General features: G+C 51.6%; 6 protein-coding genes and 3 pseudogenes. 7 read left to right on the top strand and 2 right to left on the bottom strand.

Translation table 11 applies throughout. The annotated features are described in order from the left end of the window. Window positions 1-5: 5 nt before the first annotated feature. Window positions 6-1,152, bottom strand: a pseudogene (locus tag KCR01S_RS19155) (RecT family recombinase). Further along, window positions 1,127-2,482: pseudogene (locus KCR01S_RS25385) on the bottom strand (PD-(D/E)XK nuclease-like domain-containing protein); the annotation flags it as partial. The pseudogenes KCR01S_RS25385 and KCR01S_RS19155, both read right to left, overlap by 26 nt. A gap of 849 nt (window positions 2,483-3,331) precedes the next feature. Here KCR01S_RS25385 and KCR01S_RS24420 point away from each other — a divergent pair. The 7 genes and pseudogenes from KCR01S_RS24420 to KCR01S_RS19120 all read left to right on the top strand — a co-directional run. After that, window positions 3,332-3,478: pseudogene (locus KCR01S_RS24420) on the top strand (bacteriophage antitermination protein Q); the annotation flags it as partial. A 740-nt stretch (window positions 3,479-4,218) separates the two neighbouring features. Then, window positions 4,219-4,677, top strand: coding sequence for a phage minor tail protein L (locus KCR01S_RS19145; protein WP_420883589.1), 459 nt, complete (start codon window positions 4,219-4,221; stop codon window positions 4,675-4,677). 12 nt (window positions 4,678-4,689) lie between these two features. Further along, entirely contained in the window at window positions 4,690-5,421 is a 732-nt protein-coding gene (locus KCR01S_RS19140) for a C40 family peptidase (protein ID WP_061284660.1), read from the top strand. Then, window positions 5,409-6,008 carry a tail assembly protein gene (locus KCR01S_RS19135; RefSeq protein ID WP_061284659.1) on the top strand — a complete coding sequence of 200 codons (600 nt, stop codon included), beginning with the start codon at window positions 5,409-5,411 and terminating at the stop codon, window positions 6,006-6,008. The genes KCR01S_RS19140 and KCR01S_RS19135 overlap by 13 nt, the downstream gene beginning before the upstream one ends. A 55-nt stretch (window positions 6,009-6,063) precedes the next feature. After that, a complete protein-coding gene (locus KCR01S_RS19130; protein ID WP_244886219.1) occupies window positions 6,064-9,663 on the top strand; it encodes a TipJ family phage tail tip protein in 3,600 nt (1,199 codons plus the stop codon). Between the two features lie 47 nt (window positions 9,664-9,710). Then, a complete protein-coding gene (locus tag KCR01S_RS19125) occupies window positions 9,711-11,555 on the top strand; it encodes a hypothetical protein (RefSeq protein WP_061284658.1) in 1,845 nt (614 codons plus the stop codon). Continuing rightward, a complete protein-coding gene (locus tag KCR01S_RS19120) occupies window positions 11,552-11,941 on the top strand; it encodes a tail fiber assembly protein (RefSeq protein ID WP_061284657.1) in 390 nt (129 codons plus the stop codon). The genes KCR01S_RS19125 and KCR01S_RS19120 overlap by 4 nt, the downstream gene beginning before the upstream one ends. Window positions 11,942-12,430 lie beyond the last annotated feature (489 nt).

Raw genomic sequence — 12,430 nt, 5'->3', positions numbered from 1 at the left:
CTCCGTTAGCCAACGTATTCCGGTTTCATATCGTCGAGGGTTACGCGGAACTGCTCATACAATTCGTCGCCCAGGTGACGGCGCGCAGCATTGAGTGTTGCTTCTGACTTCGTGAACAACTCGGCCGCATCCGGTTCGCCGGCAGACGGCAGGGAGTTAATCGTTGCCTCGATTTTGTTCCGAGCATTCACCCGGTGATAACGCTGCGTGGCTTTGTTCTTGAGTTCGGTGAACAGTGCTGAGCCCAAAGTCGCCTTGGCCTGGTTAATGTCTTCGCCCACGGCTTTCGCTGCGTCGATATCTTCGGCGGAATCAATCCGGTCCCGGAATTCGTCAGCGATGGCATCAACATTTACGGTGGATTCACGCGCGCTGCTGGTGGTTGCGACAGTGTCACTGGCGATCTCTTTCAGGTTTACGCGCTGCGGCGCCGGGTTGATTTCACGCTCGGTATGTTGCTCAACCTCATCTGGTGTATAAACCCCGAGAATCACATGCGGGCAGTACAACCGCGCCCAGTATTTCACGCCGAGATAGGCTATTTGCTGGTCTGGTTTTGAAACCCACAATGGCGAATTTCGGGTAACTACCTGTGACAGGTATAGAGGTTTGTCCCAGGTGATTTCACTTTCGCCACGAAGAATTGCGCCGACCTCAACATAGAGCCCCTCTTCGTCTTCATCAGTCCAGTCGCGAACGCGTTCGGTAACGGTGTACTTACCATTCTTACCTGTTTTCTCGCGGGACACTTCTTTGGTTCTGGTGCAACGTGACCAGTCACCGCCATAGCGATAATGGAAACGGCCATTAATGGCGCTGGAACTGGTTATTACGGCGTTAACAAGCTGCGCTTCGTAACCCAACTGGCCGTTTACCAGATGTGTTTTTTGCGCCACTGCGTAAGGGTTCATGCCCCACTGCATGGCTTGCATTACGATCGCCATGCAATCGGCAGGCTTTCCTGCGAGGTGTGCAGGCACTGTGACTACAGATTGAGCCATCAAACCGGCAAAAGCCTGCAACTGGCCCAAGGCTTGGACATTGAAGATTGAGTTACTGGCAGAGATAGTGTTTGGAGTCTGCTGCTCAGCAGTTACGATATTCATATTTTCCATCATCATTCCCCTTATGCCTGAGTACGCAGCGCTTCAAGGCGGCGTTGGTCGAAGTCGTTCAGTTCATCGGTGTAATCAGCGGTGATTGGCGCTGGCCACTCTCCAGTATCAAATCCGGTTGCAATGGCGCGCATCGCCTTGCGGTACTCCAGCATGCCCAGTTCAAGCAGCTCGACAGATGCCTCGATAATGGCGATCCAGTGGTAGTTCTCGTCTTTGTTGACGAAAATCCAGAAGAACTGGTCAAGTGCTGCCGTCTCGCAGTACATGGCTGCGCTCAGGTGATAATCGCGGTCGATGATCTCCCGGTGTAACTTGGCGCGGAGGCCTTCCTGCTTGATGTTCCACATGCTGATAGTTTTCAGGTCGGCACCGATACGCACACCATCCAGGTCGATTTCCAGATCCGGACGCACACGCACTTCCAGCCCGGTTTCATCGTCGAATCCGAAATAACTCACCTCAACAGCGCGGCTCGGGTGCGTCAGCAACTTGCCGGCGGTCGGGTGCTGGAGCAAAGCTTTCTGAATGTTCAGTGCAGTGCGCAGTTGCTGGCGGGTGACCAGCACTTTTCCTTCCGGGTTTTCGCGCCATGCATCCACCAGTTCGTCGGCAAACACAGCGTCAGGATTTACAGCCTTCACGGCCTGAATCAGATCGGCTTTCGTGCCGGAGACTTTCAACGGCTGAGGCTTCTGCGCTTCCTGTGCAACCAGATCAGGATTAATCACCGCCAGCTGCTCGAGCAGAGCGTCACGGCTGCCGCTGGTTTTCACCTGCTGCGGTAGGGTAGCGTTGTACTCTTTGATACAGGCTTTCATTTTGGCCGCTGTGACTTTTTGCCCCTCTTCAACACGTTGAAACTCTGCTGGGAGAGACATGTAATTTTCACCGGTCTGTGTAGCGTCATCGCCAAGTGCTACCAGTGGCGGCAGGGTAGCGTTGTGAGCTTCAATCAGTGCCTTAATATCGTCAGTTGACAGCTGCGCTGGCAGGCTGGAGTTATGCTCATCAATGAACGCGCGGATCGTTGCAGTTGTGGTGAATGCACCTTCAGGAATAACCGGTTCAACGCTGAATTCGGCCTCCAGTTGTTCAGGTTGCAGCGCCAGCGCATGCACTAAGTTGCCCATATCCAGAACCGGAGAGCGCTCTTTCGTGATGGTCTTCTCGACGTGGCGCGCATTGAAGTACATCAGGGACACGCGGGCATCTTTAACCTGTGTTGAGCTGATACCGTTCGCCGCGTGGTAAACCTCGTTTGGCAGACCTTCATAACGACCAGGCTCGAAGAAAGCAGGGTATTCGGCAACCGGCTCTGGCTGATTCCCTTCTGGTTTGTCCTGATTCACTTCTGGGCTGTTTTGATGCGCATTTTGGTCTTCCTGATGCGCAGAACCGTCATTTTGATTCACGTTTTCCGGTTTTTGGTTTACATCTGCCGCTTCATGGTTCGCCAGGCTCGGCGCTGCAGCGGCCAGAATTTCCGCGTTGATGCCTTCAAGTTCACGCGCATTAGCTTCTTCTTTCAAATCCGCTTCCATTGCTGCGTAGGTAGCATCGCCAACAACGGGCCCGCATTCCGGACAGTGGCCGCCACCGACAGCGCCGCAACCAGTACATACGATCTCCGCTACGGTATCTGTCTGCTGATCATCTTCCACAGCACCTTCGCCTGCTGATACCGCATCGTTAGTTTCGCCTTCGGCGCGCTCAGTCTCTTCCATCTGCACATGGTTGGTGGTTTCCTCGGTTGGTTTTGCTGGGGCATTCATCAAGCCATCGATGGAGAAAATCCCTCCGCCCACGTTGGCGATTTCTGGCTGTTTGGCTGCTGCCTGCTGCTCTGCTGCGACCTTCTCGTTAATCTCGTTTTCCCAGCTTTTTTCTGGCACGTGACCGGCTGCCGCCAGGGTTTCTTTGGTTGGGTGCTGGTGATTGGATTCCGTCAGGTTCGCGTTGATATACGTCTGCAGGCTGACCGGGAAGTGGTGAACGTTCTCTGCGGCGCCGCGGATAAGTGCGAAGATAGCGGCGCGCGAATAGTCCAGGATGCCAGCACATTTGCGTAGGGCGGCGGACCACTCTTTGAATGGGCTTTCTTTCTTGCTGACGATCTCTTTAGCCCGGCGATGAATTGAACCCGGAATATTGTAGATGTCGAAATCCATTGGCAACGTGGCCAGTGCGATCTCTTCATCCAGCGTATCCAGGGTAACTGGTGCCATAACTACGCCGACTATTGGCGGGCCATGTGCGCCATCTTTAAGCGGCTAGATGGTGATTCTCTTCTCTGCGCGGTGAGAACACGATCGCAACAAAAATCGGATTTTTCACAGCAAGGTATTGCAAAAGTCAATTAAATAGGCCATATTTGAGTCTACTTTGATATGCTGCCTTAAATGTAAATGGCGGCAAAACGATAAGAAACAAACATTCAAACCCTGCGGTTAATCCCGTGGGGTTTTTGCGTTTCTGGAGGGTAAGAAAATGCATCAGTAAACGGATAGACCGCAGCCGAAAGGCAAAGCAGCAGTCATGATACTGCACTGAGTCGCCATTGAGCGAGCCTGTGTAGCGATGGGTTAAGGTTCATGTATTAAAAATAGCTCCGGTAGAGCAGCGCGAACGCCAGACGCGCACCGGTTATCAGCGGCGATAGAGCGACAGCACCTCAAGGGCATGAGCGTGGCCACTGCGAGAGTGTGGTTTGATATAATTATTGGTATGCCGTAGTCTAAAAGTTAATAGTGATTTATATGAGTAACCAAGATGCTATTCTTTTTTGAAAGTACATGGCCTATTTTATCGGTCCTTGTCTTAGCTCTGGCTATGATTGCTTACGGGTTGCAACGAAAAATGATAATGATTATTCTAATATTCATCGCAGTTGTTATTCTGCTTGCAGGCGCATTATTCTTTAATATCGATTAGCAACACCTCTGTATCAACATAATCCATCAAATATCGGGCCCGCTCCTCTGAGCTGGCCTTTTTCTTTATCAGGCTCCGGGAACCTTCACTTCGTGTTGCCGTTATATAGACCCGAGAGCCTGCCCCCTTTAAAACACACAGCACCCGCCACGCAGCGAGGTGAGAGACTATGAAAATGAACGATTCCGGGAATATCTTCACGCAATTTTTTGCGTGGGTATACCTTGATGCTGCTAACTTCCCTGGCAGCACCAATCCTTCCGCTGACCCGACAATGTTCACTCTTCAGACCTTCTGGCTGGACACCAAAACTTCCGAGGATGATGAGGTGGTTACGTGGTCACTCAGTAGCCCTGCGGATTTGCAGAACCTCGTGATCCCATCCCGGCAGATCACATCTCTCTGTGAGTGGGCATTGCGCGGGCAATATCGCAGCGGAGATGGCTGCACCTACAACGGCGCGGCGTATTTCGATGCGAAAGGTAATGCAGTCGCAGACCCTGCTCTGGACGTATGCGGTGGTTGCCTTAGCGACTGTCGTAAGCGATTTGGCGCTGGCCTGGCGGAGCAGAATACCGCCGTTCTCGATTTTGGTGGCTTCCCCGCAACCGTGCTTTTTTCCCGATAATCGGACATCAATATGAATAAAACAATAATGGCTGCCATCCGGGCGCATGCGCTGGAGGAGTCACCGCGTGAGTGCTGCGGCTTCGTCATTCAGTCAGGGCGACGTCAGCGTTATATCCCGGTATTGAACAGCCACGATAATCCAACTGAGCACTTCCGTATTGATGGTGAGCATTGGGCAAATGCCGAGGATGCAGGAACCATTATTCGAGTCATTCACTCACACCCTGGTGATGGTGCCAGGGCCATCCCATCAGACCTCGATCACCAGCAATGCAACCAGTCAGGTGTCGTATGGGGCATCTATGCTCCGGACTGTGATGAATATGCCGAAATCACGCCAGATGCCATACCGCTTATCGGGCGTCCGTTCATTCTGGGCTCTCACGACTGCTGGGGCTTGGTCATGGACTGGCATGCCACTCAGGGCGTCATGCTTAACGATTTTCGCGTCGATTACCCGTGGTGGGAAAGCCAGTACCCGGACAACCTCTACTTCGATAACTGGGAGAAAGAAGGTTTTGTCGAATGCGACCCTTTGCCAGGCTGCATGGTTATCATGCAGGTTGAATCTGCCAAGTGGAATCACGCGGGGATCATTACAGAAGAAGGCGAGTTGCTTCATCACCTCTACGGACAACCCTCCTGCATCACTCCGTACTCACGCGGCTATTTCAAAGACAGGACGATGATTTGCGTCCGCCATAAAAACCTACCGCGGGAGATTAAACCATGGCGCGTTTAACTACGATCCGACTTTATGGCGCGCTTGGCGCCAGGTTTGGGAGGGTGCATAAGTTGGCCGTGCAGACGTCAGCGGAAGCTGTGAAGGCGCTCTGCATTAATCTGGATGGGATGGAAAGCTACCTGATGAACGCAAAAAAAAACGGCATGACGTTTGCGGTTTTTCGTGGCAGGCGAAACATCGGCGTCAGTGATTTTAAAGAACTGGCCGGTGACAGTGATATTCGCATCGCACCCATAATGGAAGGGGCGAAGAAGGCGGGCATGTTCCAGACCATTCTGGGGGCGGTGATGGTTGTTGCTGGGGTAATTATCGGTGTAGCGACGGGATGGACTGGAGCTGGTTTGACATTCGGTGCTGGGCTTGTAATGTCCGGCGCATCAATGATGGCTGGTGGGTTATATCAGATGCTGTCGCCCCAGCCTAAAGGCTTGCAGGGTCGCGACGATCCAGACAACAAACCTTCCTACGCGTTCGGCGGTTCAGTAAACACCCTAGCGATGGGCAACCCTGTCGCTGCTCTGTACGGCGAAAGAGAGATCGGCGGCGCCATTATCAGCGCAGGGATCGTGGCTGAGGATATTTAACAGCTTCCCACTCATCACTTAGCACCTATTCGGGTGCTTTTTTTATGGATGCAATATGGCAACGATTACTGGTGCAAAGGGCGGCAGCCAGAAACAACACACGCCCGTAGAACAGCCTGATTCAGCTCAGTCAATGGCGCGCTGCCGCATGCTGCTGGCGCTGGGGGAGGGTGAATTTGCTGGTGGGTTGGACGCCACACGCATCTTCCTGGATGGTACGCCTTTGGGCAATACTGATGGTTCTATGAACTTTGAGAGTGTGTCATGGGATTTCCGCCCTGGCACTCAGGTCCAGGAGCCAATCCCTGGCTTTCCAGCCGTCGAAAATGAAACCAGCATTGGGGTTCCGTTGACGAAGGCTGCACCATGGACTCGTGCGATCAGCAATACTCAAATTGATGCTGTACTGGTGCGTGTCGGTATCACTGGGCTGCAACGGCAGGAAAATAACGGAGATATCGTCGGGACCTCCGTCAGATATCATATCGACGTTGCGACGGATGGCGGTACCTACCGCACCGTAATGACCAAAACGGTTAATGAAAAACTAAGTTCGCTTTATGAGCTAACGCACCGCATCAATTTACCTAAAGCCACAACCGGCTGGCAGATTCGCGTTGTTCGCGACACAGCCGACAGCACTAGCGCGATGCTGCAGAACAAAACCCAGGTGCAGGCCATCACTGAAGTCATAGATGCCCGTCTGCGTTATCCGCATACTGCGCTGCTGTATGTGTCGTTTAACGCCAAATCATTCAGCAATATCCCCAAAATTTCGTGCAAGCCCAAAGGGCGAATCATCCGAATACCGCAGAACTACGATCCGGTTGCGCGCACATATGTCGGGACCTGGGATGGCACATTCAAGTGGGGATGGACGAATAATCCTGCATGGATTTGGTTTGATGTTCTCACTGAGCCGCGGTTTGGGCTGGGGCGTCGTGTCACCATTGATATGCTCGATAAATGGGAGCTTTACCGTATCGCCCAGCGCTGTGATCAGAAAATACCGGACGGTAAAGGCGGCGATGGTACAGAGCCTCGCTTTATGTTCGACGTTTATATCCAGGCCCAGGCTGATGCCTGGCAGGTGATCAAGGACATAGCTGCAGGATTTAATGGTATGACGTTTTGGGGCAGCAACATGTTCAACGTCATATCAGATATGCCAGCAGATACGTCAAAGTTGCAAATCCTCACTCGCGCCTCCGTTGTTGGGAAACCTACGTATTCCAGCGGCAGCGAGAAAAACCGCTATTCAAGCGCACTTATTAACTTCAGCGACCCGGACAACCACTACCAGGACCGCACAACGGCGGTCATGTTTCCTGAACTAGTGAAGCAATTCAAGTTCAAACAGACGCAGTTGACAGCTATCGGCTGCACTCGAGAGAGCGAAGCTCAGCGGCGCGGTGGATGGGCTGTATATTCGAACTCTCTAGACAGAATAATCACGCTTCAGACCGGCCTGGACGGGTATATCTACGTACCTGGCACTGTGTTTGCCTTTGCTGATGAGCGCCTGTCGGGCAGAGTTTACGGTGGCCGCGTTGTTGCCTACGATGCTGCGCTAAGGTCGGTAACGACTGACCGCGGTACCAGTGCGGTTGCTGGGGATACGCTAATGATCCGTACTCTGGGTGGCATCGTTGAAAGCCGAGTTATTCAGACAGTCAACGGCGCACAACTTGTAGTGAGTATGCCATTCACTGCACAACCCCAGCCTAACGCCGTGTTCGTTATCGATGCGGGGCAGTTGCGTTTGCAGTATTTCCGTGTGACCAATCTGGCGTTCAACGACGAGGAAAACACCTTCAGCATCACCGGCGCAGAGTACAACTCTTCGAAATATGATGCCGTCGATAACAATGCGCGTCTGGACACGCCGCCTATCAGCCTGATACCGACTGGTGTTGTTGGTCAACCAGGTAATGTTGGTGTGTCGAGTTACGATTCAGTGCGTCAAGGGCAGCGCGCCGCTACTCTGGTTGCGACATGGGATGCCCCCCTTGATGAAAACGGTAAACCTCAGCCTGATGTTGTTTCATATCGTGTGCAGTGGCGTCGCGGAGATAATGAGTGGATTAACCTTCCCGATACTGGCCTTAGAAATATTGAAGTGCCAGATGTTTTTGAAGGTGATTATCTCGTACGTGTTCGGGCCATTAACTCAGGTGGTGCATCCAGCCTATGGGCAACTTCAGCATTAACGCACCTTAATGGGCGAACTGGTGATGTACCGATCCCTGTTGGGCTGCGTACCACCGCTATCAATTGGGGCATTCAGCTTGACTGGTCTTTCCCCGCAGATAGTGGCGATACTCTTCAAACTGAACTGCAGTATTCAGTGAATAGCAATGGCGATAACCCGCTGCTGCTTGCAGGTGTTCCTTACCCTCAACACACATATACCCAGTTAGGGCTGAAAGTAGGACAAGAATTCTGGTTCCGGGCGCGATTAGTTGACCGCATTGGCAATCAAAGCGACTGGACGAGCTGGATCAGGGGAATGGCGAACGATAACGCCGATGATTATCTGGGCGACATTACCGGCGATTTCATGACCTCGAAAGACGGTGATGCGTTGACCGGCCAGATCGATCAGAACATTGAAGGTATTTTGCAAAACGCGCTGGCTAACAATGCGACGATTGAGCATCAGTGGGCGCAATTTGGTGAAGTTCGCGCGGACATTCTGATTGTGAAAACGACGATTGCCGAAGTCGATAACGCCATGGCTGAACTGTCTACCACCGTGCAGGCCGAACTCGGCAACATGACGGCGACACTGGAAGATAAGCTGACGGCTGTGGTTGATGCCGATGGTGCATCGGCGGTTCACACGCTGAAAGTCGGGGTCCGCATTGATGATGTGTACTATGGCGCGGGGATGTCGGTAGCGGTCGTCGCCGAAGCGGGGCAGCCGGTTGTAACGCGTATTGGGTTTAACGCTAACCAGTTTGTTCTGCTGAGCGGCGAGGGGGATGCTCAGTTTTCACCGTTTGCAGTGATTAACGGGCAGACGTTCCTGAGTGAGGCAATTATCAGGGATGCAAGCATTACCAACACGAAGATTGGTCAGTACATCCGATCCGATAATTGGGCTCCTGGCGAAGCTGGATGGAATATTGACAAGAATGGTGACGCTGAATTTAACAACATGACGATCCGCGGGACGATTTACGGCACTGACGGATGGTTTAAAGGCACTGTGTACGCCAACAGAATTGAGGGGGATATTTATGCGCTACAGATGAACCCGCGGACCATCTCGCCAACTGTCGTCGCCGTCAACTGGAACTCCTGGCATTACTACAACATTTACGCTTATAGCGGTGAATTATTTGAGCGAGTTATTGATTCAGATATGGTCCTGCGAGGCGTTAATTCCCCTGAATACATTGAAATCAGACTTGAACTGGTGCTTGAGGACGGGACTGTAGTCAAGCAGGTTGGCTATTCGTACACAAACGGTGGGCAGGTTTCACCAATCAATCTTAGTGGTTACACCATCCCGGCAACAACCACAAGGGAGGAGAAGGTGTACCTGAGGATGGCGGTTAAGACTCCACGAAGTACTCAAACTCAATTCCAGTACCAGGTCTCAGGGACAAGGGTTGCAGCCAGTCGCGCGGGAAGGGTTGTCATAGCGTGAGGCGGTAGAACAGTCACAAATCCAAATTTGAATAACGTGAGGAAATCATGAGCGCAGGAACCCTAACCCTGACAAACAACTCCGCAGCCGTGACGGGGAGCGGAACCGCCTTTAACAACGAACTGGCTGCCGGTGACTTTATTGTGGCGAAGGCTGGCGGCGTGACATATACACTGCCGGTAAAGACGATTGAGAGCGATACCGCGCTGACTCTCGCACGAAACTACAATGGCCCGGCAGTCACTGCCGGCGCATGGACGGCAATGCCGCGGGACACGCTGAACCGCATTAGTGCGCAGATTGCAGCGGATACGGCCTATGCTATACGTCAGCGCGTTCTGGAAATTGATAATTGGTATCAGCTGCTGGAAGTAAACGGCAATGTAACCATCAAAATGGCGGACGGATCGAGCTTCTCTGGGCCATCATGGAAGAAAATTGCCGATCTGCTGGAGGCGATTGATGAGTCTGCGCTGCAAGCGCTAGCGACTCAGGTTCACAACGACGCCGAGCAAGTGACAACAGACAAGAACACTGCGACACAGGCATCCGAGACAGCTATACAGGCTAAAATTGATTCTCAGGCCGCCAAGTTAGCAGCTGAGACGGCAGAGTCCGGTGCTGGAAGATCTAACGTTTCGGCGGCGCAACACGCCAGCGATGCTGAGGAATTTGCCACTACAGCAGCCCTGAAAGCGACGGAGGCAGCAAATTCGGCAGCTTCCGTTCATCCTGAAAATTTGCTCCAGAATGCCAACAATCTTGATGACCTGACCGACAAACCAGCGGCCCGCCAGAATCTGGACGTATTCTCGAAAGAAGAAATTGCCGACATGCTGCCGGGTTTTCTGGGCCAGATTGACTGGCAGGAAATGCGCACCGCGCTGGAGCCTGGCACGGCGCCGCGCGACGGGCAGGAAGTAGACCAGACAGGCATCTTTGCCGACCTGTACGCGAAAGCTGTGGCCGGTAAACTCCCGACATGTACCGAAGCAGAATGGCAGTCGGACCCATTAAAACGTGGTTGCTATGTGCTGACATCTTCACCGGGGAAAATGCGCCTGCCGGACGATAATGGCGTACAGCCTGGCTCCTTAAAAATTCCTGTGCATGTTGGCGACGGGGGAGTTGCCGCAAATAACGGTAAAATGGGGGCGTCTGCGCTGCCAAACGTGAAGGGGCATATCTATGGGTATAGCATCCTTGGAGGGCTTACCCCACCAACCGCAGGCAATACGGACGGGAATAATACCAAAACGACAAATGCACTTAATATTGGCCGAAATACGCAGGTTAATGGACAAAACCAATACGGCGCGAACAATGCAGACGCTAACTACGGTTCCGACCTTGATTTAAACCTGAATCGTAATGAAAAAATGTATCAGGACGGTGTGACAGAAATCCGTCCCAACCGTGTACAAGGTTGCTGGACTGTGCGTTACGCGGCGAAAGCCACCAACGGTGGCAGTATTGATGCTCTGGTATTGGCGACAGCCATCGCTGCTGGTGATGCTGAATTACTTGCGAAAATCATAGCTACAAATGCTCGTATGGATTACGCAATGCTTGATTTCGGAACGATGGCGCTATCCCAACGTAAGGTAATTGATAACCCCTTTGGTATTAACCAGCCAGTTGAAGTGATTGCTGAAATTCAGCGCGTGGATCTTACCGGTGGTCCCGTATGGGCTAATTCAGGCTGGATTTACGCTAACGGTGGTTACGGAGTATTGGCAAGCTATGTTGAAGGGCAGGGGATTGTTGTTCAGTGCGGTAATGTATCGATGGGCAATACTAGCACCCAGACTGGTTCTGCACACCAAGTTACGGCAACTACTTCACAGAACAACCTGCCTGTACGTGTCCATGTAAGGAAGATCACCGCATGAAAACAATCTACGTAAGCCAGAAAGATAATCGTAGCTGGAGCACATCATCTTCATCATTCGGCGGTCTGAACTACCCAGCGGTTGTTCCTGATGATTTCACTGGTGGCGCGATGACGCATAATCGCTTTACTGATGAGTGGGTGATGGATCCTGCATATGTTCGTACTCATGCGGATGATGTAAACGATGCAGAGGCCGTTCGTAATCAGCTTAAAGCCGAGGCTGAAGAAATCATGTCTGGCTGGATTTTGGATCTGAATCTGGGGTTGATTAGCGACGAGGATAAGCAAAAGCTAATAGCCTGGCGGTTGTATGTGAAAGCGCTGGATGCGCTGGAACTGGACGCTGCGCCGGATATTGAGTGGCCACCGCGTCCGGAAAATTAACGCCACAGCGCTTTACTCTGCCGAACCGCCATCATAATGGCTTTCCCCATGCTTTCGCACTGAGGGAAACCTGGTCACCTCCAACGCCAATACGCTAAATCGGTATAGTAGAAAAGTAATACTTGAGGCACTGGCGGAACGTAAATCTGAAAGCGACCCGCCATTTGACATAGGGGTGAAATGTAACTCATTGATGTAATATATGTTATATGTTATATGTTATATGTTATATGTTATATGTTATATGTTATATGTTATATGTTATATGTTATATGTTATATGTTATATGTTATATGTTATATGTTATATGTTATATGTTATATGTTATATGTTATATGTTATATGTCATTGCGAATTTAGAATGAAAAAGTAACAGTCTGAAAAATGAGCCAATTCACCACCAAAGAAATCGCGCTAATATCTCATAAGCTAAAAGATATCAGTGATACATGGTCAGATTTATGGGTTTTTCTTTACCTCGTGCCACTT

The organism is Kluyvera cryocrescens NBRC 102467, assembly GCF_001571285.1.
Classification (GTDB): domain Bacteria; phylum Pseudomonadota; class Gammaproteobacteria; order Enterobacterales; family Enterobacteriaceae; genus Kluyvera; species Kluyvera cryocrescens.
Note: the sequence above shows the minus strand (reverse complement) of the source record. Positions and strands in the feature narration are given on the sequence as shown.

Coding starts and splice junctions, on each gene's coding strand:
- KCR01S_RS19135 (WP_061284659.1), top strand. CDS start 5,409: ATGGCGCGTTTAACTACGATCCGACTTTATGGCGCGCTTGGCGCCAGG.
- KCR01S_RS19145 (WP_420883589.1), top strand. CDS start 4,219: ATGAAAATGAACGATTCCGGGAATATCTTCACGCAATTTTTTGCGTGG.
- KCR01S_RS19140 (WP_061284660.1), top strand. CDS start 4,690: ATGAATAAAACAATAATGGCTGCCATCCGGGCGCATGCGCTGGAGGAG.
- KCR01S_RS19120 (WP_061284657.1), top strand. CDS start 11,552: ATGAAAACAATCTACGTAAGCCAGAAAGATAATCGTAGCTGGAGCACA.
- KCR01S_RS19130 (WP_244886219.1), top strand. CDS start 6,064: ATGGCAACGATTACTGGTGCAAAGGGCGGCAGCCAGAAACAACACACG.
- KCR01S_RS19125 (WP_061284658.1), top strand. CDS start 9,711: ATGAGCGCAGGAACCCTAACCCTGACAAACAACTCCGCAGCCGTGACG.